Raw genomic sequence first — 24,019 nt, forward strand, 5'->3', positions numbered from 1 at the left:
CAATATTCGCAAATCAAAAGTGTCCTTCATTCCCTAAAACTGTGGGTTTTCTTATCCAATAGCTTTCTTGAATCAAAAAGCCTTATTGTAGCCTTAGATACATAGTAGGCTATAAAATATAAAATTATCGATACAAGTAAGACCACTATTGCATTTCCCATTATAAAACTTGAATTTTCAATGAACAATGAAATTATCAAATAAGATGTCCATATAGAATAGAAGCTATGAAAGGCTAGGGTTTTGTAGATTGACTTGTAGTCACTATAGGATCTGATAAGAATTAATGTTGTTATGTCAGTTAAAACTCCAGCAAGGCCCACAGCTAAGGCTCCAAAAAGTGTAAGCCTTAATAAAATCAGGGCCAAAAGGCCCATGATTATTGATATAGTTCCAATTTTCTTTGTCTTAAGAACTGCTGCTGTTAAGACAAAGGTAAAAAGTGGCGTAGTAAAAATGACCCTCGAGCCTGGTATTGGAAAAAACCTGCTCATTAAATAGAGAACTTTTCCGAATACATACATCAACGCAATTGATACGGCCATAAAGCTTAAATCTTTAATCTTGAATTTTTTCATTTTATTATGCATAGGAATGAAGAGATGGCAATAGGGTATTTACGCCAACATAGGTAAATATTACGCATATAAAGCCAACGATTGCAAAAATTGCCGCTCTTTTTCCTTCCCAACCTCTGGACCTTCTTAGGTGGAGGTAGATTGAATAGATTATCCAGGTTATAAAGGACCAAGTTTCCTTTGGATCCCAAGCCCAGTACCTGCCCCAGGCTGATTCTGCCCAGATAGCACCTGTAATCATTACAAGGGATAGGAAAATATAACCAAAGGCTATAATCCTGTAGGCAATAAGGTCTAATTGGTCTTTTTCTGCCATAGATTTTGATAAAAATGAATCGCTATTAAATTTATCCCTCATTAGATACATGCCTGAAATCCCTGCCGCTACTGCAAAGGCGCCGTAGGATAAAATAGCAAGCGAAACGTGGACTGCAAGCCACTTAGAATCAAGGGCTGGCATTAAAGGCCTAACTGTCCTATCACGCATAGCAGCGTAGCCTATTATTAAAAATAGGATTGGGGTGACGAAGGTACCCATGGCTAAAAGATTGTATTTTCTTTCGAAAATCAAATAGCAAAGGGCGACTCCCCAGGCAAAGGCTGTGGCAAATTCATATTGGTTTGAAAGTGGAATCCTACCTGCATTTACCCACCTAACTCCAAGGGCTAGGGTGTGGGCAGCAAAGGCTAGGATTAAAACATTTTTGCCCCTAAGACCCCATTTTTCGGTCTTGTTTACAAATAGTGCTATGAATAGCAGCATGGATATTAAATATCCAAAAAGGCTTATATAAAATAAAATATTTTCTACTTTTAGTAAGTTCATTATAGTTTAATCTCTCCAATTATTTTTTCATATTTTTTGGTGTGAAGCTTATCGTGTTTGGCCTGCTTGATATGAAGGTAGTCAAATCCCTCATCCCTAAGAAGGATCACTTCTCTAGGATTTACATAAAAGGCTAAAAATAGTCCGACCATTAAAAGTACCGCTCCAAAAAGAGCAATCGGTGTTGCAGGATCTCTTGCAACTTGGACTAGGGTGAACATCTGTGGGTCTTTGATTACAAAACTGTAATTTTCCCAAGTTATAGGCTCTCCCGGATGGTTAAGTCCCATATCAACCCTAAAGCCATCATAAAATAAAGCATAAAGAGTTACAGGATGGTTCAAAAATGGGGATTTGGTCCTAGGTTTCATCATAGATTTTTCATCAAAATCTGGATAAAAATCTACAAATTGGAGGGCTATTTTTTTACCATCCGACACAAAAAAGTCGCCCTTATACATAATTTTATCTTCAACTAATTTTTTATCCTTAAATAACAGTGCATCAAAGGCCCAGCCTGTTGAGTTTTGATAGACGTTAAAGTCTTTGAACCTAAAAGGCTTGTTTACCATAGTTATGCCCTTATCAATAACTTTATCATCCTTATCAAGTATAGATAGGCTTGTGATATATTGGTCAACAGTGTAGTCTTCCCTAAACATCACGTCATATTGGTCGACCTTGATTTTATAATCAGAATTTTCAAGATTCATAACTGTGCCAGGCACGCCGTGGACAAATTCCTCAAAGCCTTGGTATCTGCCATAGGCAAAAGCTAGGATAATTATAATTAGAGAAAGGTGGGTAAGCCAAGATCCTAGATAACCAATCTTGCCATCAAAGGCATAGTAGACTTCCTTGCCATCAACTTCTGTTTTTTTATAAGACCTAATATTAAGTTTTTTAAATATGGCTAGGTCGTCGTCCTTAACCTTGGTCCAAGACTTGTAATTTTTTAGCTTTGGCTCTATTGCTGGGTCCTTGAAAGACTTTTCAAAAATTACCCCAAAGCGGTTTATGCTGCATAAAAATAAATTTATCAAAAGTAAAACTGTAATTAAGATATACCACCAGGCTGAATATACCTTGTCAAAGTCGCAGGCAAGGATGATTTTCGCCCAAAAATCGCTGTAGGATTCTTGATAAAAGGCGGCTTGGTTTCCCTGAGGAATCACAGTTCCTATTATCGATAAAAGCGCAATTATAACCAGGAGGATAATCCCAGTTTTCATTGAGTAAAAACTTTTAAATATTTTATTATTTTTCATAATCTCCCTTAAAAGCAAAAGGACTCCGGCGGAGTCCATCTTAGCTTTTTATTCATACTTCTTTAAGATTTCTAGGCCTTGTTTTACCAATTCTTCGGCTTCGTCTAGGTTTTGGTGGGCTTTCTTTGAATTGTGGAAGCCTTCACCATTTTCTACCCAAACAAAGTCCCATTTGAATTGTGCATGTCTGTGAATTTTTTGAAGCTCAGCCTTATCTTCATCTGATAAGTCGCCTGCCTTAACATGTTTAGCTAAAAGGTCTATAAATGCCTTAAGTTCGTCACTTACTTCGTTTGTTCTTTCATAGACACCTTGTTGAACTTCTTCAACCCAAGCAATCATTTCATCTTCGCTCTTTCCTGCGTGGCAAGATAGGCAAGAATTTTTGATGCCTTCTTTTGACTTAAGTGGGCTTGTCCAGTGGTGAGATTTAAATTTCTCGCCCTTTTCATTTTCAACTACTGGCATATGGCAGTCTATACAAGAAAGTCCTGCAGAATCGTGAACTGAACCCATCATGGTTTCAAACTCAGGGTGTTGGGCCTTAAGGAGCTTAGCACCTGTTTGAGGGTGTTCCCAATCAGCAAAGTCAATTTCATCGTAATATTTTAACATATCGTCAGTTTCAAAACCGTATTTATATGGTAAAATTACTTCCTTGGTCTCTGGATCTAGGTAATATTCAACGTGGCATTGGGCACAAGATAGGCTATCTACCTTGGCGTTGTTAGCATTTACATTGCCCGCATCGATTTGTTTTCTAAAGTGGTCTCTTGTTACTTGAACAGTGCCGATATCGTTCATATGGCAATCGTAACATGAAATTGTGTCCATACCTGGATGGTCAGCAACAAATTGGTCAAAGTCCATGGAATTTACATCCACCCCATCCTTTTCAAGGGCAGCTACAAAGTCAGCTGTCTTACAAGCAAGACAAGATGCGCCTGGCTTTGGTCTTTCTGTATTAATAACATCTTCAAGAGCATAAACGTGGCCCCTAGCCCTGTCATATTGTTTGGCAAAGCCGTAACCCTCGTAATAAGTCCTTAAGTTTGGATGAGCTTCGAGGTAGTCAACTTGGACTGACCCACCAAATTTTGTTTCGCTCATATCTTCATTTGCTTTATATGTCGCATAAATATCTGGGTATGTATCTTTATATTCTTCTGCAGATTTGATTTCAGAATCATTGCTGCAGGAGCTTAGAGATATGGCCAAAACAAAGGCTGATAAGACACTTATAATCTTCTTATTCATCTTCTCCTCCTAAAATTTATGTTCATGGGCAAAAATCCCATATTCTTCATACTTACTGTTATAAACTATTATCTACAAATTATCAAGCAAAGCTTTTCCTTACAAGCCTCTCCTACTTATCATTAGGTCCTATATCTGGTATAATTAGTGTAAGAAAAGGCGAGGAAGATATGGATATTTTAAAAAATTCAGATATGTCAATCATTTCAGACCCTCATGTTTTGGATGAGTCCTTGATTGCTGATACTGAAAGTCTGAGAAAAGAATTAAAAGTCGAAAGAAAATTAGTTGTTGAAAGTGAGTCTCTTTTTAGGAAGGCTCTTGATCTTGTGGATGAGGCTGGATCAAAGTATCTGATTATTTCAGGCGATATTAGCAAGGAAGGCGAACTTGTTAGCCACAAAAAATCGGCTTCTCTTCTAAAAAATTGGCAAGAAAAAGATTCTGATAGAAAAATTTTTATAATTCCAGGCAATCACGACATAAATTCTAAGCGTGCCTATGATTATAAAAATGACACCAAAACTCCTGCCACTAGCCCTAAGGAATTTTACGAAACTTACGATTTTATCTACAAAAACCCATCTATCCTTGAATTTTACAAGGATTCTGATATTTTTAAGACCTATCTTGAAAGGGTCAACGAAAAATATAAGAGGGATGAAAAATATTCCTACTATGCCAATGGCTATTTGACTTATGTAGCAAGGATAAAAAAAGATTATAAATACACTAATGGTCTTACAATAATTATGATTGATTCTTCAATCTATGCCGCAGATATGGAACAAGGCCACAGGGATGGAGTTAATAACGTAATCGGCTCAGTTTCTACAGAACAATTAAGGTGGATAGCAGATAAGATTGACGAGGCCAAGGCCAGAAATGATATGGTAATAGCTGTGGGTCACCACGCTTTTATCCCAAATTTTAGAAACCAAGAGCTAGTATTTTCGCCTTTTATAATCAAAGAATACAAGACTAGGATTAAAGATCCCGATCAAAGACTAAATAATAAAACACCTATAGAAGTCCTTGCTGACAATGGGGTTAAGTTTATCTTCACTGGCCACCTCCACGAAAATGGAACAGCCAAATACGTCTCTGAAGAGGGAAACGAAATCTTCGACATCCAGACAGGTTCAACCATTACCTATCCCCTTCCAATCAGACATTTAAAAATAGAAAACAAGTCGGGAACCATTAGCGGTTTTGAAGTTGAAATAAAAACCCAACTGATAAGTGAATTTACCTACACAGATGAAAATAAAAATACCATCCACATTGAAGATGCTTCCTTGCATACCTTGGAAAATCAACTTTCTCTTAAGGAAGTAATTTCAAACTATATAAGGATTCAGGCTAATAATCCTAAGCTTGAAAATTTGGATGTGAAAACAGAACTTATTAATCAAATCAACGCCAACACCAAGTTTAATCTACCTTACAATACTTACATGGACCAGGTCGTCTTTCCAATGATAAAAGACAAATTTCCAATGATTAAGCCTATGATTGGAAATATTAACCTAATAGAGGAAAATGGGTCCTATCATATCCTGGTTAAGGCTATTGGCAATAGGATAATAATCAAATCTAAAGATATAGAAGAAGCCTTGGATGTGATTTTTAAACAGGTTGAAAGGGACATTATCTATCCACCCCTAATCATTTATTTTATAGAAAAAATTTTAAATAAGATATTTAAGATGCCTATTGATGATGAGGGCCATACTTTCTATGACTTTGCAAACTTTATTTATCAGTACAGATCAAATGACATAGAAAGACCAAAATATGTTACAGATATGATTGATAAGCTCAATGACAAATCTTATGACATAATAAATTCAACCTTGGACTACGCAACAGATGAGATAAATGAAGCCTTTGATTATGTAACTAGCAATATTAAATTCATTAAATACGGGTCTAAGAAAAGATTTTTTGACGATTTAATTAAGACTAGCGGGTTTACTTCAAACCTCACCTACAAGTATATCAGACTTCGAGTCGACACCCTAAGAGATCTTTTAAATTTCTTTTCTAGATTTATTACAAGAAAGTCTCATATAAGTGGTGTTGACCTTGCTAAAAAAATCGCCCATTCAAGATCAATTAGAAAGTTTAAGATGAATATGTCAGATAAGATGTTTGGCCAAAAATCTTTGAGGAAATTTATCGTAGACATGATTGGGGAAATGAACGAAGATATGGCAAAAATTTACCAAAACGATACTGATAATGATATAGATTTTTACTTCAACTATATAGAATTTCACGATAGTGACAATTAAAACAAAAACAAGAGCCATCGCAAAATTTGCAATAGCTCTTGTTTTTTCTTACCTATAATCTTCTTCTGAAAATTCTGGATCTTGGGTGAAGTTTAATCCGAGTTTTCTAAGCATGGATTTTTGTGAATCATTTAAAATAACTGTTGAATGAGCATCAAGGCCCTTTAATTTGCCCAATTGTTTAATAGCCATATGGGTTAGCGGGTTGGTTGTCGCTGATATTGATAGAGCTATGAGCATTTCATTTACTGACAAACTTGTCTCATTGCCGCCTAAATCCTTGGTTTTAAGGTCTGATACCGGCTCAATTATGTGAGGAGAAATTAGTAAAATTTCTTCATCCAGCTTGCCAAGTTTTTTGAGGACATTTAATATACAAGCTGCAGGTGCACTTAAAAGATTGCTCTTTTTGCCTGTAATAATTTCTCCGTCTTGGGTTTCTATGGCGAAGGATTCTGTGCCAGCATTTTTTGCTCTCTCCCTTGCTCCTAGGGCAACAAGCCTGTCATCTGCGGATATTTCAAGCTGACTCATGAGCATTTGAATTTTTTCTAAGGTGTGGAAAGATTCCTTGGCCATCCTGTAGTCAACTAGGGTATTGTAATATCTTCTTATGATTTCTGCCTTGGAAGCATCTTTGGCGGCCTTATCATCTACGATGCAGAAACCTGACATATTTACACCCATATCTGTAGGTGACATATAAGGAGATTTGCCCATAATTTTTTCAAACATCTTTTTAAGGATAGGAAAGGCCTCCACATCCCTGTTGTAGGAAACTGCGGACTTGCCGTAGGCTTCAAGATGGTATGGGTCAATCATATTTACATCATCAAGGTCAGCTGTGGCTGCTTCGTAGGCCATATTAACAGGATGTTTTAGTGGTAAATTCCAAATTGGAAAAGTTTCAAATTTGGCATAACCAGCATTAACTCCATTTTCATGGTCGAGATACATTTGAGATAAGCAAGTTGCCATTTTACCTGAACCTGGACCAGGACCTGTAACTACTACTAGGGGTCTAGTAGTTTTAACATGGTCATTTTTGCCAAAACCTTGGTCTGAAATAATTTTTTCAAGCTTATTTGGATAACCATCAATGTCGTAAGTCTTGTAATTTTTAATGCCTAGGTTATCTAAGTATTGGCAATACTTAAGGACTTTTTCCTGATAGTCAAACTGAGTAATTACTATAGCAGATACCAAAAATCCAAAGTCTTCAAGGGCAGATTTTAACCTGATGGCTTCAGTATCATAGGAAATACCGTTATCTCCCCTAATCTTTGTTTTTTCAATATCCTTAGCATTTATTGTAATAATTATTTCGGTTTTTTCTTTAATATTTAAGAGCATCCTCAACTTAGAATCTGGTAAAAATCCTGGCAAGACCCTTGATGCGTGGGCATCGTCAAAGAGTTTACCACCAAATTCTAGGTACAACTTATCAAAGTGACTGATTCTTTCAACAATCTTTGCCGATTGTTCCTTAATATATTTATCGTTATCAAAAGCTAGTTTCACAATTTCCTCCTATTATACCTATTAATTATACCAAGAATTTCTCAAAAAAAAAATAAGACGTAAAAAATATACGCCTTATTTTGTGATAATTGTTTTAGCTGTCTTAAAAAGTATTGAAATATCAGTCTTTATTGACAGATTTTCTATATATTTTAACTTAAGATCTATTTTTATTGGGAGGATTTTTTCTAGGTAAATCTTCTCACTATCCTCAATTGAATTATAATATTCAGATTCATTCCTAAATTCTATGGATGCATAGTCAGTAATCCCAGGCCTTACAGCAAAAATTACGTCGTAGTAATTTGGATATAAATTTACCATCTTTGGTGTTTCTGGCCTTGGTCCCACAAGTGACATATCGCCCTTTAGGACATTTATAAATTGAGGGAGTTCGTCAATCTTCCATTTTCTCAAAAATTCCCCAGTTTTTGTAATCCTTGGGTCGTTTTTGACTGTTAGGTTATCAAGGTTTTTGTCGGCGCCCACTCTCATTGTCCTAAATTTAATGATATAAAAAGGTCTTTTGCCCTTGGCAAGCCTTTCTTGCTTGTAAAAAACAGGTCCTTTTGAATCAAGCTTAATAAAAATTGCCACAATTATCATTGGAATAGCAATTATTATCAAGACTATGAGCGATACAAGAATATCAAAAAATCTCTTGAAAAACAAAGACACTTTTTTCTTATTTAATTTTTCATAAATTAAATCTTCGTTTACCTTATTCACATTAATCCTCTGTTTTAATAATCATTAGACTATTAAACTTCAAATTTATAAATAGTCTAGTAAAATCTTATTCTACTTCAGGCCAGCCTTCTGTAGAATAAGAATTATAATCTTCATCTATCCACAAAACTTCAGCCCCAACTTTTTTCGCAAACTCACGACCTTCTTCAAGATCTATGATGAAAAGATAGGTAGAAATTGTATCTGCCTCTGCTATATCATCTAAAATTACAGAAACTGATCTCCATCTTGTTGATGGATACATAGTTTCTGGGTCAATTATGTGGTGGTATCTCTTGCCATCTACCATGAAAAATCTTTGGTAGTCCCCACTTGTTACTACAGATGTATTTTTAAGGCTAACTACAGATGAATATGGATTTTCCTTATCTTCTAGGTCTGGGTTTTGGATGGCTATCTTATAATAAGAATTTTCACTAGCTGGATTATCTCCAATTAGAACATCATCCCCACCTACAGATAGGATTCCGTGTTTTAGACCTTCTTCTTGTAGCTTATTTGCGATTATTTTTGTTGCATAGCCCTTGCCGATAGCTCCAATATCTATCCTAACTTCTGGATCTTTGATAAATACAGTACCTGCCTTTTCATCAACTACTATAGAATCAATATCCTTGTGGGCACTGGCCTTAACAAGCATACTTTCTTCTGGAATTGCAGCCTTTTCTAGATTATCTAGGGACATTTCCCTATAATCGTGCCAAAGGCCTAAGAGAGAACCCATAGCTATGTTTATTTTTCCATCTGTAAGGTCATACATTTTTTTAGAATATTCTACAAGTTCTATGATCTTTGGGTCAACCTTAACTGGCTCTTTACCTGCATTTTCATTGATGGTCCTAAAGTTATTGACCCCTTCAAAAGCATCGTAGGAGTTATATAGTTCATGATAGGTCTTAAGTTCATCTCTTAAAACTTTTACGTATTTATCAAACTCTTCTTGATCCTTTGTGTAGGCTAAGAAAGTTGTGACTGTATCAAAGTATTCGTAAACATTTTCTGTGTGTTTTTCTAGTTGGGTATTTTCTTCTGAATCACTTTGAACTTTTTCCTCATCACTTGAGCTAGCATCTACATCTTCCTTTGAAGAATCTTCGTTCACTGCTTCTAGTTTTGGTTTTTCTACATTTTCTTTTTCATTAATATTGGCACAAGCTGTAAGACTTGCAGCGAGTGCCAAAACCATAAGTATTTTTTTCATATTTTATTTATATTAATTGTCTCCATATCTTTGTTGACAGAAAGCCCCTCGTCTTCTGCCCAACTTAGTAACAAACCTGCCGCGACCTTATCTCTAAAGTCGTTCCATCTGCCTTCTAGGCCAAGTTCATAAACTGTATCCATAAACTCAGCGCTTGGTGCTATAAACTCAGCGTTTTCCACAAAGGCATCCCTTTCTCTCCTATCTAAGGTAGAGATAAAGGCATCCCTAATGTCGGAATTATCTACTTCGCTTGTACCTGGCATAAGGATATATTTTTCTACATCCTGGTCTATATCTATATAGGACGCTTCAATGTCTTCATTGGTTTGAATCTCCTTATTGATCCTGATAAAATCAAGGGATTCAGTGTTTAACCACATATTTTTTAAGTATGTGTCCTCATCTATCAAAGTCCATTTTTCAACTAACCATGATAGGTTGATTGGTTTTCTGTCTTTCATATTTCTCTTATCTTAAAGATTACAGCTTCGTATTGCCAAAGCTCTAATCCCAGATTATTTCCTTTCTTAACTTCTATTCTTCTCTTATTATTTCTATACTCGCCGTATTTTTCATCTAAGGAATTAAATACTTCCTCAAAAACTAAATCTTCGTCATAATATATTTCGTAGTATGGTTGGTAGACATTGGCCATATTTAAGATAACCAAATACCTATCCCCGTCTGCTATCCTCTCATAGGCAAAGACAGAGTTGGTATTATCGTCTACTACTCTCCACACAAAGCCATCTTGATCATAATCATACTTGTAAAAGGCCTTTTCGTCCTTATATAATTTGTTCAAATCTTTTACAAAACGATTATATCCATCGTGGATTGGATAATCAAGATATTCCCACCTAATTCCTACATTTTCGTTCCACTCTTCAAAGGTCGCAATTTCATTGCCCATAAAGTTTAACATCTTGCCTGGATGGGTCATTTGGTAGGTCATTAGGACCTTTAATTGTTTGAATTTATCTTCATAGGACCCATTCATTTTGTCAATCATAGATTTTTTGAGGTGGACAACCTCATCGTGGCTTAGTGGAAGCAGGAATTTCTCATTGTAAAAATAATACATGGAGAAATTGATATTGGTTTGGTAGTCCCTTCTATTCATAGAATCGACTTTGAAATACCTCAAGGTATCATTCATCCAACCCATATCCCACTTATAATCAAAACCAAGTCCACCTTCAGAAACCGGATGGGTTACCTTTGGATAATCAGAAGAATCTTCTGCAATCCTCATCACATCTGGGTGGAGGTTCTCTAAAGTTTCATTTAAGTTTTTTATAAAGAAGATGTTATCGTGGTGGACGCCCCTATTTGAATTTCCATTATAAAATACCATATAAGACACAGCGTCAATCCTAATTCCATCTAGGTGAAATTCTTCGATTAAATATGCCATAGAAGACTTCATAAAGCTTCTCACATGGCCCTTTGAATAGTCAAAGTTATTTGAACCCCATTCAGAATATTTTAAGTCCATATATTGGGACTCGTACATGGCTGTTCCATCAAAATGGTCAAGACCATAAAAATCTGAAGCGTAGTGAACTGCGACCACATCAAGGATGACCCCGATGCCGTTTTGGTGGAGGATGTCTACAAACTTTTTAAAATCAAGACCTGTCCCATACCTGTGGCTAATTGCAAAAAATCCTGTCGATTGGTAGCCCCAAGATGGGTAAAAAGGATATTCTGTAACTGGCATAATTTCAACATGAGTGTATCCCATTTCCTTAACATGCTTAACAAGACTATCAACTATGTCTAGGAAATTTACCTTGCCAGTAAATCTCATAAAAGATCCTATGTGGAGTTCATATATATTTAGGGGCTTGTCAAAATTTTTATCCCTAGTTTTTATAAAGTCATCATCATTAAATACATAGTCATCTTCTGCTGTGATTCTAGCTGCAAAGTCGCCTTCTCCGTCCATTGCATGGGCAAAAGGATCAGTTTTTTCCATCCAATTCCCATCCTTGACCACTATATATTTGTAATAGTCATTGACCTTTGCTTTATAAAAGCCATAAAAATATCCAAACTCGTCGTTTTTTACAAGTTTTTCGTTTTGCCAACCAGTAAAGTCTCCTTTGATATAAACTTCATCTGCATTTGGTGCATAGACTCTAAATATATAGCCATCTTCATGAGGGATTGCTCCCCAAATCTTATGGCCAATGGTGGAATTGCCGTCTATATAATCTTTAATTTCCTGGTAATTTGTTGGTAAAATATTAACTTTCATTAGTATTTCCTATCATATTTTCTATATGTTTAGACAAAATTTCTATACCCTTGATATTCTTAGCTCCCCTTGGGATAATGATGTCGGCGTATTTTTTGCTTGGTTCTACGTACTTTTCGTGCATTGGTTTGACCTGCTCAATATATTGGGTGAGGCAAGATTCCACTGACCTTCCCCTTTCTACCGTATCCCTTAGGATTCTTCTTTTTAGTCTAATATCACTATCAGCATCCACAAAGACCTTAGTGTCTGTAAGGTCTCTTATTCTTTTATCATATAGGACCAAAATCCCCTCTATGAGGATGATCTTTTTGGCCTTAACTTTGATTGTCTCTTTGCTCCTGGTGTGGATGGTGTAGTCGTAGACAGGCATATCAATTTCTTCGCCTGCTACCAATCTTTCAAGGTCGTCGCAAAACAAATCAGTATCAAAGGCCTTTGGATGGTCATAATTTAAAAGCTTTCTTTCTTCAAAATCTAGGTCGTCATGGGCCCTGTAATAATTATCGTGGCCCACAACTATCAAATCATCTTTGAAAGTTTCTGCAATTATCTTTACTATCGTAGATTTGCCAGAGGCAGAACCTCCAGCAACTGCTACGATTTTGGGTCTTATCATAATTTAATCTCGTTTTTTATTTTCCCATCTAGGTAGGAGTAAAGGTTGTCAAATACAATGTCTGCCCTAATTTGCATGGCTTCTTCTGTATAAAAAGCAACGTGGTTTGTTAGTAGGACATTTTTAGCATTTCTTAGTGGATAATCAGCTGGAAGTGGTGGTTCCATATCAAAAACATCAATACCAGCCCTTAGCTTATCTTCATTTAATAATTTGGCCAGGTAGTCATTATCAACTACAGCTCCCCTTGCACAGTTAATTAGAACAGCACCTTCCTTCATTAGGTCAAGTTCCTCTTTTCCTAAGAAGTGCTTGGTTTCTTTGTTGTTTGGTATATGAAGGGATACTATGTCAGCTTCCTTAAGAAGGGTCTTAAGGTCAACATATTCTACTCCTAGAGCCTTGATGTCGTCTTTTTCTGTCCTAGAGAAAGCAATAATCTTACATCCAAAAACTTGGAGAAGTTCGATGAGTTTTTTACCTATATGGCCTGTCCCTATAACACCAAAAGTTTTGCCTTTGATAAGGGAACCTAAAAGTGGATTTGATTTTCCTTCAAAAATATTTTCATTATTTTTGTCAAATTTTCTTAAAACTCCAATTGTTAGACCGATTACAAGCTCAGCTACAGAATCATCTGAATAACCAGATGCGTTTAGAACTTTTATGCCTTTTTCCTTACAAGCTTCAAGGTCAACGTGGTCAACCCCTGTAAAGGCAACGTCAATTAGGTCTAGATTGGTATTTTCTATTACCTTTCTAGATACAGGTTTATTGGTAATAATAGCTATATCAGCATCTTTTAGCCTTGCTATTTTTTCTTCCTCATCCTTGGCACTTTCCTTATAGTAGGTAAAATCATGGCCAAGTTTTTCAAGTTTTTCCTTTTGTTCTTCTATATAAGATTCTTTAACTTCTAATGGATCAATAAGACTAATTTTCATCTATATACTCCTTTATATAAAAAACTTCTTTTAAACATTATACTCTAAATGTAGGTTTTGTAATAATTAAAAATTCTTTAACAAAGTGAGGAGTTGAAATAATTATTTAAAAAGGATAAATTAAATAGAAGAATAGAAAGGAATTAAAATGGCAGTAGCTTTAACTTTTAAAAACGGATTGTGTGATGAGGCAATAAACTATTATTGCAATGTTTTTGACCTTGCCTATCCAGAAGATATTATTAGATATAGGGATTTTGCAAAATTCAACCACCCTCCAAAAATTAGGGATAGGATTTATAATTCCCACCTAGATATTTATGGCAATAGGATATACCTCTATGATGTCACAAATGATGACACCTATGTCAAGGGCAACAATGTAAAAATAGTGATAGAAACAGATTCAGATAAGCTTTATAGGGCCTATATAAATTTCAAAAAAGATTCAAACGTAACCAGCGAGCCACAAAAATTAGACAATAAATTATTTACAAGTTTTGTGGACAAATACGATATAAGCTGGCAATTTATAGCGGAAATTATAGATTAAAAAAAGCTAGGATTTACTTAAGTCAACTTAAGTTTATCTTAGCTTTTTTTCTTTGCTCTTAAGGCCCTAAAAAAACTTTGGAGTTCTCTTAGGGATTCTTCTTCCATGAGACCATAAGAAATGTCGGGCACATTTAGGTGGGGGCTATCTTTATCTATAAAAGATGTGGAAAATCCGCCCCTCTTTGGGTCTTTGCAGGCGATTACGAGTCTTTTTATCCTAGAGTGCATAATTGCTCCAGCACACATAATACAAGGCTCAAGAGTGACATACATTGTACATTCTTCAAGCCTAAAATCTCCGATATTTTTGCCTGCTTCTTTGAGGGCATAGATTTCGGCATGGTTTAGGGCAGACTTGCCTTTGTAGGTAAAATTGTGTCCCCTGCCAACTATTCTTTCTCCGCAAACAACAACGGCCCCTATCGGGACCTCGTCAATTGATTTTGCAAGTTTGGCTTCATTTATAGCTTCTGTCATAAAAAATTCATCAGCTTTTGTAAATAAATCTTGCATAATATTTCCTTTTGGTGTACCGAAGAGGATTCGAACCTCCGACACCTGCCTTAGGAGGGCAGTGCTCTATCCAGCTGAGCTACCGATACATATAAGGCAAAAAATTTGCCTTTATCTTGCTATTACTGTCTTTAATAAAAAGTCACAAGAATCTTTTATAGTTCTTACAACCCTTGTAAAAAGACTAGCCTTATCAAGAGCCTTCTTTGAAAACAAGCCGACATTGTGGCTTTCATCCTTATAGGAAATCTCCACTTCTCCCATATCTTGGTTTTCTTTTATAGGCGCTTTTACATCGTCTTTTATATTATACTTTATTGTAGGATTTTCGCCTTCTTTTACGATCATTTTTATATCTTCTTTTGGATAAAGGTCTATATATCCCTGTTTAACAGTCACATCTTTTATAGATTTAATAGGTACATTTGAATCTAGGACTGTTTTTGTAGAAAAATATTTTGATACGTAATAAATAAGGTCACTCATAACCTTGTCCCTGGTGTCTTTTTGGTCTGCACCCATAACAACACCTATGGACCTAAAATCATCCTTATCGTCAAGTTCTTTCATGTCGATTGTTGAAACTAGGCAATATCCAGCATCATTGGTTGTACCAGTCTTTAGACCATCAACTCCCTTGATTTCATCCATAAGAGGAATAGTTGATTTCTTGTCTATATCTCTGGCGGGATCTTTTATTTCCCTAATTGCCGAATAATCTAAGATTTCAGGATGGTTTTTAAGTATATATTGGGTCAACTTAAATAAGTCTCTAGCAGAAGAAGTATTTTGATAACCATCTTCTGTTTCTATCCCACTAGAATTATAATACACTTGGCTTTCTAGGTCAAGTTCTTTTGCTTTTTCATTCATTTCCCTTGCAAAGGCTGGCTCTGAGACTGATACAGTGTTAGCCAAAAGATATGCACAGTCATTACCAGATACAGCTATTAGGCCTTTTAAGAGCTCATCAACTGTATAGGTCTCGCCTTCTTTTACACCTAGGGCAGAATATTCCCATGTGGTTAATTTTTCTGCTTCCTTATCAGCCTTAACTTTTGTATCTAAGGAAATGTCACCCCTATCAATAGCTTCCTTGGTCACAAGAAAAGTCATGAGTTTACTCAAAGATGCCATTGGTCTTGGCTCATCTGCATTTTTTTCGTAATAAACTTCGCCATTTTCTTCATTTCCTATAAGGTAGGCTTTGACATTCTCATCAAGACCTACTATTTTATTTTGGCTAGTTGCAAGGCTTACAGGCATAAAAAACATAAAAATTGCCAAAGCTAGACTTGCTATCTTGTATTTGTATTTCATATTTACTCCTAGTTTAGAAAGGATTCAAGCTTTTTGTAATTATTTCTTAAAAGCTTCAATGTCTTTACATCAGTTTGTCTATCGTATTCAAAACCCAAATCTTCTGCCTCAGCCATTCCCACTTTTCTAAAAAGTATGCAGGCCTTAAAGAGGCTGTTATAAATATTAAGTGGGTTTATATCGTGGAAAGTATCTTCAAAATCGTCCTTGTATTCCTTAACAAGAGTATGGACAAATTCGCTGCCATCCTTTCCAATATCTCTTGCTCCCTTAAACTTATTTACAACATAGATCCTAAGCATCTTAGAAAGCTCACTTCTTACATCTTCCATCTTGATGGCTGCAGCAAGCCCATTGTTTTGGTTTAAATATAGAGAAACTTCTATAGCAGATGCAAAAAAGTTTTTAACTGTTTGGCTAAATTCGTATTCTTTGACAGGGCTATAGGCAAAATCTTTGTTTGGCAGAAGTGCATCAGAACCTGGTTTGTTATATAAAAACTCAATATCAGCTGGGAGAGTCTTTATAAAGTCTTTAGCCACATCGCTACTTATTATCGACTCGGAAATCTTAATATTGTCCATCTTGTAAAGGTCGATGGTTGTAAAAGAAAACTTGTTTTTGTCGAGTTCGCTTTTCTCCTTAACCCTATTTACAAAGATTAGGTCATCAAAAAGTCCTGCAAACTCTTCTTCGAGTTTGGCTATAATTACCTCATTGACAACTGTATAAATCCTATAAAATTCGTCATTATTTTGCCTTTTTACATAAAAAATAGACTCTATGGCTGGGTTTGTCTTTGCATAATCTTTAATTTTTTGCGAAATATCATTCCTCATTTTTACTCCAACTTTCTATAAAGTTTTTTAGCATTTTTGCGGTCAAGCCCCAAATTACAGGCTTGGTATCATAGAAAAACATTTCATTGTATCCGGTTTGAAATTTATAATCCTTGCCATTCGGGATTTTATCAAAAGGAAAATCTTTTGGAAAATCCATCTTATAAGGCGCCCTGTAGGATATGGGCGGATTATTTTTAAAAAAGTCAAGATCGACCGTAAAAATCGACTCTACTTCCTTATTATACTTTATTTCTGACAAATTTTTATTAATCCTACCATAAAAACTTTTTACATGCCTGTAATTAGATGTAAGAATCATAGAAGAATAACCTAAATATGTTATTTCTCGGCGATTAAGATTTAATTCTTCCATAGTCTCTCTTATGGCGGCTTCCTTAAAATCTTCGCCACATTCTACTCTACCACCAGGAAAAGAAACCTCACCAGGTTGGCTAACTATGTCACTTCTTACTTCAAATAAAATATGGTCCTTGCCGTCAATCTCTATTAGGGGAATAAAAACAGCGAAGGATTTTAACCTAGATAAAAATTCGTCATCTACTTGTAAATATTTCATAGAAACTCCTATTAAAATCATATATAAATATGGTTTTAAAGTCAAGTTATTAGAGTATAATGAAACAGTATTTTAGAAATATAGAAAGGAATTATTATGTTTAAAGAATTTAAGGAATTTATTGCCCGTGGCAATGTATTAGATATGGCCATAGGTATTATTATGGGTTCAGCCTTTACAGCTATTGTAACTAGTGTAGTTGATGATCTTTTAATGCCAATTATAGCAGGCCTTACAGCAGGAGTTAACTATGAAGACCTTGTTATAAGCATAGGAGGAGCAACTCTTAAAATTGGTAATCTTATTAATGCAATTATTTCATTTATAATTATTGCCTTCGTTTTATTTTTGATTGTTAAATCTCTTAACGGTCTTCATAAAAAGAAGGAAGAACCAGTAGTAGAAACAGAAAAAACTTGCCCATACTGCAAGAGCAAAATTGATATAGAAGCAACTAGGTGTCCAAAGTGTACATCTAAGCTTGAAAATTACTCAAACGAATTAGAATAAAAATTAGGGACCTTCGCAAATTTGCAAGGGTCCCTATTTCATTTCTTTATTTTAAATCTTTTTTTATTTTCCGGATTTTTCTAGTTTTTCAAGGGCTTTTTCAGCTTTAACTATCAAGGCATCTGATTTTTTGATAAGATTTTGAAGTTTTGTTGTCACTTCTTTATTCAAATCAGGAACTGTATCTAATAGAAGTTGGGCAGCCTTAGTTGTAATTTTATTATCATCTATAGAAGCTTTTAACTTTTCAACTTGGCTAAGAGTTTTTTCCTTCTTATTTTCTTTTTTAGGAGTTTCTTTTTTACTTTCTTGTTTTGGAGCCTGTTTTGGAGCTTGCTTCAAGCTTGGCATCATTTCTTCTAGACCTGCTATAAACAATTCATGAGTTTTTGCATCTAATTGGTCGGTATTATAGTTGCCAGTAGATACCATTTGATCGAGTTTTTCTCCCATATTGTAAAGTACATCGAGAATTGTTCTATAATCACTTGTAACTGCTACAATACTATCTCCTCTATCTATAATTTTATTAATATAATCAATCTCTTGCTTATTTAGCAAGCTTTTATCAAGCTTATCAAATAGTATTTGTTTTGATTGTGCCTTATAAGATTTTAGGTTGAGGGCTTGGATTCTATCTAATACAACTTTTTCACCTTGATTTGTCTTAAAATTTACACCTAAATATAGGTCTTTAAATACCAGGCTAATTCCTGCCATGTTTTGTCCAGGAAATGATACAACCATTTTACCATTTTTATCTTCTACGGAATAATTGCCTGGCTCTAAGTTTCCCCTATAAATATCGCCATCAAAGTCTGCCATCAAAGCAAAGTCTTGAACTTGACCAAGATTTTTAGCACTTATGCCACTAAACTCAAGTGTATAGATATTTGTCTCATAATCAAATTTGCCGCTTACCAGCTTGATATTATTAGTATTAACATCAGCATAAGCAACGTTTTGAATCCCTGCGCTAAGGTTAGCATTATCTACAGGCATACCACCAAGTCCTGCAAAAGTCATTGTTCCAATTACTAAACCTGCTAACATTTTATTTGTTTTTTTCATAAAAACTCCTTTAATATTGTTATTTATAAACGCTTTACTTGAGTATTATGATATTTCAAACGAATATTTTGATATATACCAGTCGATTTATTGAAAACTATTCATTCTACAAATAAAAAACTATGACAAGAAATACTTGTCATAGCTAATTTATCTTTTCTTTACTTTTACATAATCACATTCAGAACATCTGATTTCGTCTGTTTTTCTATTTTTCTTATGGACTAAAAGGCTGCCACATTCTGGGCATTTCTCACCTGTTGGCGGATCCCAAAGGGCGTAATCGCATTTTGGATAGGTCGAACAACCGTAAAATCTCTTTCCTCTTTTGGATACTCTTTCGATAATTTCCCCATCTTTACACTTAGGACACTTAACTCCAGTTGTCTTTATTATAGACTTTGTAAAGTCACAATCAGGAAAACCAGTGCAACCTATAAACTTGCCGTTCCTACCATGTTTAATAGCAAGAGGCTTGCCGCATTTTGGACATTTTTCATCAAGGACCTTGTCTTTAACCTTATAGTCAGTTGTATCTTTTTTGACAGCAGCCATATCCTTAGAAAAATCTTTATAGAAATTTCTCAAAACATCTTTCCAAAAAACTTGGTCTTCGGCAATCCTGTCGAGTTGGTTTTCCATATCTGCAGTAAATTCTACGTTTATTACATCGTCAAAATTTTCCTGCAAAAATTCATTCACAGTCTTTCCTAACTCTGTCGGATAGATTGACCTGCCGTCAAGTTCGACATAGTTTCTGGACATGATTTGGTTTATGGTTGCAGAATAAGTTGAAGGCCTGCCTATGCCAAATTCCTCCAAGGTTTTTACAAGAGATGCTTCTGTGTACCTTGCTGGTGGATTTGTAAAGTGTTGGTCTTTGGTGATTTTTTCTGCACCTATGACTTGGCCTTCCTTAAGGTCTGGCAAATTATTTTCACTATCTAGGTTGCCATATAATTTATTGAAACCATCAAAAAGTGTAATCTTTCCATTTGCCCTAAAAATTAAGCCATTATTGTCAAAATTTATTTGGGTTGATAGATATTCATAATCAGCCATTTGGCTTGCTACTACCCTTGACCAGATTAGCTTATAGAGCTTGTATTGTTGGTCTGTTAGGTAAGTTTTGATTGAAATTGGGTCTCTAAATATGGATGTAGGCCTGATTGCCTCATGGGCGTCTTGGCTGCCTTTTTTCTTGCCAGAATAGGTATTGCCACGTCCTGCGTATTCTGCCCCGTATTTTTCCTTGATATATTTCAATGATTCGCCCACAATTTCCTTAGAAATCCTAGTCGCATCTGTTCTCATGTAGGATATTAGACCGACAGTTCCCTCTTTTCCAATATCAATACCTTCGTAAAGTTGTTGGGCAAGTTGCATGGTAAATTTGGTTGAAAAACCAAGTCTGTTTGATGCATCCTGTTGGAGGGTTGAGGTTGTATATGGGGCATAAGGACGTCTTTTTCTCTTAGTTTTGGCAATTGTATCGAGTTTAAAATTATCCTTATCAATCTTATCCAAAACTTTTTGGGCACCAGACTCATTTGAAACCTTCATTTTTTTGGATTTTGATCCATAAAATTCAGATTCAAAATCTATGCCATCGTATTTGTGTTTGGCAGTAATAGTCCAATATTCTTCTGGTATAAAATCATCAATTTCTTTTTGCCTATCAACAATTAGTTTTAGGGCAACAGATTGGACACGGCCTGCAGAAAGGCCTGATTTGACCCTCTTCCATAGAATTGGACTTATTTCATAACCCACAATCCTGTCCATGACCCTCCTAGCCTGTTGGGCATCAACAAGATTTTTGTCGATTTTTCTAGGGTTTTTCATGGCATTTAGGACATTATTTTTGGTTATTTCGTGAAATTCCACCCTGTTATTTTCATTTGGATCAAGGTCTAGTAGGTATTCAAGGTGCCAAGAAATGGCTTCACCTTCCCTATCCGGGTCTGTCGCCAGATAAACCTTGTCAGCACTTTCCGCTTCTTTTTTTAACTCGTTAATAGTTTTCGCCCTACCTCTGACCTTTATGTATTCAGGTTCAAAGTCATTTTCTATGTCAACACCAAACTTGCTTTTTGGTAGGTCCCTAAGGTGGCCAACAGTTGCCTTTACCTTATAGTTCCTTCCAAGCATTTTTGAAATTGACCTAGCCTTGGTAGGCGACTCTACTATTACTAGATTTTTAGCCAAAGTCTCACTCCTTTATTGTAAACTCATTATTTCCTATATTTTCAATTATGTTCTTAAGTTCTAAACTTGTCAGTAAAAAGTTTATCACATCTATGCTTAAATCTAAGTTAAGTGCCAAGTCATCAGGACTGGCATTTGGATTTGTCTCAATATATCTTACTACACTAACTTCATCTTTATCAAGTGCAGAATAATCAATAGGTTGTTTAGGTACTTTTTTATCCAAAAGATAATCGAGTTCTTCAAGTATATCTTCAGCACACAAAATAAGCTTTGAGCCATCTTGGATTAGCTTATTTGTCCCTTTTGAGTAAATTGAATTGATATTTCCAGGCACAGCAAAAACTTCCTTGCCTTGGTCTAGGGCACACCTGGTTGTAATCATGGTTCCTGATTTTTCCTTGGCTTCTATCACCACAGTTGCCAGGGAAATTCCAGAAATAATCCTATTTCTCCTTGGGAAATTATAGCCAATAGGTGGAGTTTCTAGGGGAAATTCTGACAAAATCAATCCTTCTTCTTCGATTTTTTCATACAAAAATTTATTTGCCTTGGGATATACCTGATCAATTCCACAGCCGATTACTCCAATGGTCCTGCCGCCAACTTCCAAAGTCGCCTTGTGGCACATGGCATCAATACCATAGGCCAAGCCAGAAACAGTTGTTAGGCCTGCCTGGGCAATTGATCCGGCCAAATTTTTGCAGGCCCACTTGCCGTAATCTGTGCACTTTCTTGCCCCGACAAAGGCGATGGACTTGCTATCACGAAGGGCATCGAGCCTTCCCTTATAATACAAAACCGCAGGTCTATCGTCTATGTATTTTAAATTCTCTGGATAAGATTCATCTAGGATTGTCACAAAGTCAACACCAAGCTTAGCAACTTTTTCCCTATAAGCTTTGAAATCCTCAAGGTTTTTTGGATTAAAAATCCTATCGTAATTCCCATCGTTAAGGAAGGAATAATCTAGCCTTCCCCTTTCGAAAAAATTATCCAAATTCGTATTTTCAAAAATATCTAGGATGGTTCTATTATTAATATTTATGTAATTTAGGTATAATAAAATTTCTCTCTTATCCATATCAAAAAGCATTTTCTATGTAATTTATCTTTCTTGTATCTAGGTAAACTTCGGCAATATCAAAGGTCATCAAAAAATCCGACATATTTTTTTCCATTAGATAGGCCTGGCTCGCCCTTCTTATCCTCTGCTGCTTATAGAAATCTACAGCCTCGGCCGCATAGGCAAAGGCATCTGACTTTCGAGTCTTAACCTCAACAAAGGCAATCAAATCATCCTTGATGGCGATTATATCAATTTCTCCAAAGGGTTTGGAATAATTCCTATCAAGGATCCTATAACCATTTTTTTCTAAGTATTCGGCAGTGATTTCCTCACCAAAATCGCCGACTTGTCTTTTTATCGTCATATAAATGATAGCTGCCTTTCGTGAAATTTTCTCAAAAAACTTTGCCTATGAATAGGAGTTTCTCCGTATTTTTCAAGGCCTTCATAATGAGCCTTTGTTCCATAGCCAAAATTTGTTTCAAAACCATAACCCGGGTAGATTTTAGAAAAATTTATCATAATATCATCTCGTCTGACCTTTGCCAAAATCGAAGCACAAGAAATAGCGTATTCGTTTAAGTCGCCCTTTACAATATTTAATTGAGGAAGGTCTGTATCAATCCTTTCCGCATCAATTAGGACAATATCTGGTTGGATTTCCAAATTTTCTAGGGCATCTTTCATGGCTCCTAGAGTCGCCTGTCTGATATTTATTTGATCGATTTTTCTGGAATTGGCATAGCCATAAGAAACAGCGATGGCTTCTGCCAAAATTTTTTCCTTTAGATCGAGCATTTTCTTGCGGCTTAATTTCTTGGAATCAGTCACTCCATCTATGTGAGAATCTTTTTTCATAATGACTGCACAGGTCACAACAGGACCTGCCAGAGGACCCCTGCCGACCTCGTCAATTCCACATATGTGGTCGTATTTTTCATATATTTCTTTTTTTATTTGGTCATTATATTCAGAATATTTCATAGTTTTTCTAGGGTAATTCTTCCAAGTTTACCTGTCCTAAAATCGTTTAGGATGATAGTCGCTGTCCTTGTGTAATCAAAATCTCCGCCAGCAATAATTGCACCACGCTTTTTGGCGATAGCTTCGTAAATGTCGATTGCTTGGGCATTTGGGTCAACTCCGTACCTTTCTTTGAGATTCTCCGGATATTCTTCTGCCAATTCTCTAATAAAATAAAGTGTCAAATCCTCTATATTTAGGATTTCATCTTTGATGGCGTTGGTGTAGGATAAGTGAAGACCTGTCCTATCATCAAATTTTGGCCAAAGCACACCTGGAGTATCAAGAAGTTGCAAATTAGAATTTGTCTTTATCCACTGTTTGGTTTGGGTCACACCTGGACGGTTGCCGACTCTCGCACCTTTCCTTTGGGCTACATTATTTATAAAGGTAGATTTGCCAGAATTTGGTACACCAACAATCATCATCCTTATTATAGGATTGTCAATGTCTTTTTCCTCATGTTTTTTAAACTTATCTGCAAGGATATCCCTTGCTATATCATAAATTTTGCCTACATTGATTCTCTCTTTAGAATTCATTGGTAAAGCCACAATCCCATCGTTTTTAAACTTATTAATCCACTTTTGATTTTCCTTTGGATCTGCAAGGTCCGATTTATTCATAATAATCATCCTTGGCTTATCAGCCAAAATATCATCAAGCATTGGATTTCTCGAAGATTCTGGAATCCTCGCATCTATAATTTCTAAAACTATGTCAACCAGCTTTAGATTTTTTTCAATTTCCTCCTTGGTCTTTTTCATATGACCAGGATACCAATTTATATTTAGTGCCATATCT

Annotated in this window: 24 protein-coding genes and 1 tRNA gene; 3 read left to right on the forward strand and 22 right to left on the reverse strand. The window is 35.6% G+C overall.

Annotated elements, in window-relative coordinates:
- Positions 1–26 precede the first annotated feature (26 nt).
- The 4 genes from K8P03_RS00900 to K8P03_RS00915 are packed head-to-tail and all read right to left on the reverse strand — an operon-like array spanning position 27 to position 3,929.
- Positions 27–578, reverse strand: a complete 552-nt coding sequence (locus K8P03_RS00900) for a hypothetical protein (protein WP_223417656.1) — start codon at positions 576–578, stop codon at positions 27–29.
- Positions 579–582: 4 nt separating this feature from the next.
- On the reverse strand, positions 583–1,404 hold the full coding sequence (gene ccsB, locus K8P03_RS00905) for a c-type cytochrome biogenesis protein CcsB (RefSeq protein WP_223417658.1): 822 nt from the start codon (positions 1,402–1,404) through the stop codon (positions 583–585).
- Positions 1,404–2,672 carry a cytochrome c biogenesis protein ResB gene (locus K8P03_RS00910; protein ID WP_223417660.1) on the reverse strand — a complete coding sequence of 423 codons (1,269 nt, stop codon included), beginning with the start codon at positions 2,670–2,672 and terminating at the stop codon, positions 1,404–1,406. The genes ccsB and K8P03_RS00910 overlap by 1 nt, the downstream gene beginning before the upstream one ends.
- 48 nt (positions 2,673–2,720) lie before the next feature.
- Positions 2,721–3,929, reverse strand: coding sequence for an ammonia-forming cytochrome c nitrite reductase subunit c552 (locus tag K8P03_RS00915; RefSeq protein WP_223417661.1), 1,209 nt, complete (start codon positions 3,927–3,929; stop codon positions 2,721–2,723).
- A gap of 170 nt (positions 3,930–4,099) precedes the next feature.
- Here K8P03_RS00915 and K8P03_RS00920 point away from each other — a divergent pair, with 170 nt between their 5' ends.
- The gene (locus K8P03_RS00920; RefSeq protein ID WP_223417662.1) at positions 4,100–6,226 is read left to right on the forward strand and encodes a metallophosphoesterase family protein; all 2,127 of its coding nucleotides are present in this window, start codon (positions 4,100–4,102) and stop codon (positions 6,224–6,226) included.
- A 48-nt stretch (positions 6,227–6,274) separates the two neighbouring features.
- Here K8P03_RS00920 and K8P03_RS00925 read toward each other — a convergent pair whose 3' ends face one another.
- The 7 genes from K8P03_RS00925 to K8P03_RS00955 form a co-directional block, all read right to left on the reverse strand.
- Entirely contained in the window at positions 6,275–7,747 is a 1,473-nt protein-coding gene (locus K8P03_RS00925; protein WP_317847221.1) for a DUF1846 domain-containing protein, read from the reverse strand.
- Positions 7,748–7,822: 75 nt separating this feature from the next.
- Positions 7,823–8,476 (reverse strand): sugar transferase, encoded by a 654-nt coding sequence (locus K8P03_RS00930; protein ID WP_223417663.1) that lies wholly within the window; start codon positions 8,474–8,476, stop codon positions 7,823–7,825.
- 67 nt (positions 8,477–8,543) lie between these two features.
- Complete coding sequence (locus K8P03_RS00935) at positions 8,544–9,698, reverse strand: FAD:protein FMN transferase (protein ID WP_223417665.1); 1,155 nt, start codon at positions 9,696–9,698, stop codon at positions 8,544–8,546.
- Positions 9,695–10,162, reverse strand: a complete 468-nt coding sequence (locus K8P03_RS00940) for an acyl carrier protein (RefSeq protein WP_223417668.1) — start codon at positions 10,160–10,162, stop codon at positions 9,695–9,697. Before K8P03_RS00940 ends, K8P03_RS00935 begins: the two co-directional genes overlap by 4 nt.
- Positions 10,159–11,964, reverse strand: coding sequence for a 1,4-alpha-glucan branching protein GlgB (glgB, locus tag K8P03_RS00945; protein WP_223417670.1), 1,806 nt, complete (start codon positions 11,962–11,964; stop codon positions 10,159–10,161). The genes K8P03_RS00940 and glgB overlap by 4 nt, the downstream gene beginning before the upstream one ends.
- Positions 11,954–12,583, reverse strand: coding sequence for a uridine kinase (gene udk / locus K8P03_RS00950; RefSeq protein ID WP_223417671.1), 630 nt, complete (start codon positions 12,581–12,583; stop codon positions 11,954–11,956). The genes glgB and udk overlap by 11 nt, the downstream gene beginning before the upstream one ends.
- On the reverse strand, positions 12,580–13,527 hold the full coding sequence (locus K8P03_RS00955; RefSeq protein WP_223417672.1) for an NAD(P)-dependent oxidoreductase: 948 nt from the start codon (positions 13,525–13,527) through the stop codon (positions 12,580–12,582). The genes udk and K8P03_RS00955 overlap by 4 nt, the downstream gene beginning before the upstream one ends.
- Before the next feature lie 148 nt (positions 13,528–13,675).
- Between K8P03_RS00955 and K8P03_RS00960 the strand changes: the two genes are divergently transcribed.
- Positions 13,676–14,080, forward strand: a complete 405-nt coding sequence (locus K8P03_RS00960) for a VOC family protein (RefSeq protein ID WP_223417673.1) — start codon at positions 13,676–13,678, stop codon at positions 14,078–14,080.
- 38 nt (positions 14,081–14,118) lie between these two features.
- Here K8P03_RS00960 and K8P03_RS00965 read toward each other — a convergent pair whose 3' ends face one another.
- The 5 genes from K8P03_RS00965 to K8P03_RS00985 form a co-directional block, all read right to left on the reverse strand.
- Positions 14,119–14,595 (reverse strand): nucleoside deaminase, encoded by a 477-nt coding sequence (locus K8P03_RS00965; RefSeq protein ID WP_223417676.1) that lies wholly within the window; start codon positions 14,593–14,595, stop codon positions 14,119–14,121.
- 12 nt (positions 14,596–14,607) lie between these two features.
- A tRNA-Arg gene (locus K8P03_RS00970) sits at positions 14,608–14,684 on the reverse strand.
- 22 nt (positions 14,685–14,706) lie between these two features.
- Entirely contained in the window at positions 14,707–15,915 is a 1,209-nt protein-coding gene (locus K8P03_RS00975; RefSeq protein WP_223417678.1) for a D-alanyl-D-alanine carboxypeptidase family protein, read from the reverse strand.
- Positions 15,916–15,923: 8 nt separating this feature from the next.
- Positions 15,924–16,754: an aminoglycoside 6-adenylyltransferase gene (locus K8P03_RS00980; RefSeq protein ID WP_223417680.1), complete on the reverse strand. Its 831-nt coding sequence runs from the start codon at positions 16,752–16,754 to the stop codon at positions 15,924–15,926.
- Positions 16,744–17,334, reverse strand: a complete 591-nt coding sequence (locus K8P03_RS00985) for an NUDIX hydrolase (RefSeq protein WP_223417681.1) — start codon at positions 17,332–17,334, stop codon at positions 16,744–16,746. Before K8P03_RS00985 ends, K8P03_RS00980 begins: the two co-directional genes overlap by 11 nt.
- Before the next feature lie 96 nt (positions 17,335–17,430).
- Between K8P03_RS00985 and mscL the strand changes: the two genes are divergently transcribed.
- On the forward strand, positions 17,431–17,844 hold the full coding sequence (gene mscL / locus K8P03_RS00990; protein WP_223417682.1) for a large conductance mechanosensitive channel protein MscL: 414 nt from the start codon (positions 17,431–17,433) through the stop codon (positions 17,842–17,844).
- A 63-nt stretch (positions 17,845–17,907) separates the two neighbouring features.
- Here the strand turns inward: mscL and K8P03_RS00995 are convergent, their stop codons facing one another.
- From K8P03_RS00995 to ylqF, 6 genes are all read right to left on the reverse strand, one after another.
- On the reverse strand, positions 17,908–18,915 hold the full coding sequence (locus K8P03_RS00995) for a hypothetical protein (RefSeq protein WP_223417683.1): 1,008 nt from the start codon (positions 18,913–18,915) through the stop codon (positions 17,908–17,910).
- A gap of 150 nt (positions 18,916–19,065) precedes the next feature.
- The gene (gene topA / locus K8P03_RS01000) at positions 19,066–21,123 is read right to left on the reverse strand and encodes a type I DNA topoisomerase (protein WP_223417684.1); all 2,058 of its coding nucleotides are present in this window, start codon (positions 21,121–21,123) and stop codon (positions 19,066–19,068) included.
- 4 nt (positions 21,124–21,127) lie between these two features.
- Positions 21,128–22,207, reverse strand: a complete 1,080-nt coding sequence (dprA, locus tag K8P03_RS01005; RefSeq protein ID WP_223417685.1) for a DNA-processing protein DprA — start codon at positions 22,205–22,207, stop codon at positions 21,128–21,130.
- 1 nt (position 22,208) lies between these two features.
- Positions 22,209–22,556 (reverse strand): YraN family protein, encoded by a 348-nt coding sequence (locus tag K8P03_RS01010; RefSeq protein ID WP_223417686.1) that lies wholly within the window; start codon positions 22,554–22,556, stop codon positions 22,209–22,211.
- Positions 22,553–23,176: a ribonuclease HII gene (locus K8P03_RS01015; RefSeq protein WP_223417687.1), complete on the reverse strand. Its 624-nt coding sequence runs from the start codon at positions 23,174–23,176 to the stop codon at positions 22,553–22,555. The genes K8P03_RS01010 and K8P03_RS01015 overlap by 4 nt, the downstream gene beginning before the upstream one ends.
- On the reverse strand, positions 23,173–24,015 hold the full coding sequence (ylqF, locus tag K8P03_RS01020; RefSeq protein WP_223417688.1) for a ribosome biogenesis GTPase YlqF: 843 nt from the start codon (positions 24,013–24,015) through the stop codon (positions 23,173–23,175). The genes K8P03_RS01015 and ylqF overlap by 4 nt, the downstream gene beginning before the upstream one ends.
- Positions 24,016–24,019: the final 4 nt, after the last annotated feature.

Source organism: Anaerococcus murdochii (assembly GCF_019957155.1).
GTDB lineage: Bacteria > Bacillota > Clostridia > Tissierellales > Peptoniphilaceae > Anaerococcus > Anaerococcus murdochii.

What these genes read in the sequence shown, in the direction of transcription:
- K8P03_RS00900 (WP_223417656.1), bottom strand. Translation starts at nt 578, where the DNA reads ATGAAAAAATTCAAGATTAAAGATTTAAGCTTTATGGCCGTATCAATT.
- ccsB (WP_223417658.1), bottom strand. Translation starts at nt 1,404, where the DNA reads ATGAACTTACTAAAAGTAGAAAATATTTTATTTTATATAAGCCTTTTT.
- K8P03_RS00910 (WP_223417660.1), bottom strand. Translation starts at nt 2,672, where the DNA reads ATGAAAAATAATAAAATATTTAAAAGTTTTTACTCAATGAAAACTGGG.
- K8P03_RS00915 (WP_223417661.1), bottom strand. Translation starts at nt 3,929, where the DNA reads ATGAATAAGAAGATTATAAGTGTCTTATCAGCCTTTGTTTTGGCCATA.
- K8P03_RS00920 (WP_223417662.1), top strand. Translation starts at nt 4,100, where the DNA reads ATGGATATTTTAAAAAATTCAGATATGTCAATCATTTCAGACCCTCAT.
- K8P03_RS00935 (WP_223417665.1), bottom strand. Translation starts at nt 9,698, where the DNA reads ATGAAAAAAATACTTATGGTTTTGGCACTCGCTGCAAGTCTTACAGCT.
- K8P03_RS00940 (WP_223417668.1), bottom strand. Translation starts at nt 10,162, where the DNA reads ATGAAAGACAGAAAACCAATCAACCTATCATGGTTAGTTGAAAAATGG.
- glgB (WP_223417670.1), bottom strand. Translation starts at nt 11,964, where the DNA reads ATGAAAGTTAATATTTTACCAACAAATTACCAGGAAATTAAAGATTAT.
- udk (WP_223417671.1), bottom strand. Translation starts at nt 12,583, where the DNA reads ATGATAAGACCCAAAATCGTAGCAGTTGCTGGAGGTTCTGCCTCTGGC.
- K8P03_RS00955 (WP_223417672.1), bottom strand. Translation starts at nt 13,527, where the DNA reads ATGAAAATTAGTCTTATTGATCCATTAGAAGTTAAAGAATCTTATATA.
- K8P03_RS00960 (WP_223417673.1), top strand. Translation starts at nt 13,676, where the DNA reads ATGGCAGTAGCTTTAACTTTTAAAAACGGATTGTGTGATGAGGCAATA.
- K8P03_RS00965 (WP_223417676.1), bottom strand. Translation starts at nt 14,595, where the DNA reads ATGCAAGATTTATTTACAAAAGCTGATGAATTTTTTATGACAGAAGCT.
- K8P03_RS00975 (WP_223417678.1), bottom strand. Translation starts at nt 15,915, where the DNA reads ATGAAATACAAATACAAGATAGCAAGTCTAGCTTTGGCAATTTTTATG.
- K8P03_RS00980 (WP_223417680.1), bottom strand. Translation starts at nt 16,754, where the DNA reads ATGAGGAATGATATTTCGCAAAAAATTAAAGATTATGCAAAGACAAAC.
- K8P03_RS00985 (WP_223417681.1), bottom strand. Translation starts at nt 17,334, where the DNA reads ATGAAATATTTACAAGTAGATGACGAATTTTTATCTAGGTTAAAATCC.
- mscL (WP_223417682.1), top strand. Translation starts at nt 17,431, where the DNA reads ATGTTTAAAGAATTTAAGGAATTTATTGCCCGTGGCAATGTATTAGAT.
- K8P03_RS00995 (WP_223417683.1), bottom strand. Translation starts at nt 18,915, where the DNA reads ATGAAAAAAACAAATAAAATGTTAGCAGGTTTAGTAATTGGAACAATG.
- dprA (WP_223417685.1), bottom strand. Translation starts at nt 22,207, where the DNA reads ATGGATAAGAGAGAAATTTTATTATACCTAAATTACATAAATATTAAT.
- K8P03_RS01010 (WP_223417686.1), bottom strand. Translation starts at nt 22,556, where the DNA reads ATGACGATAAAAAGACAAGTCGGCGATTTTGGTGAGGAAATCACTGCC.
- K8P03_RS01015 (WP_223417687.1), bottom strand. Translation starts at nt 23,176, where the DNA reads ATGAAATATTCTGAATATAATGACCAAATAAAAAAAGAAATATATGAA.
- ylqF (WP_223417688.1), bottom strand. Translation starts at nt 24,015, where the DNA reads ATGGCACTAAATATAAATTGGTATCCTGGTCATATGAAAAAGACCAAG.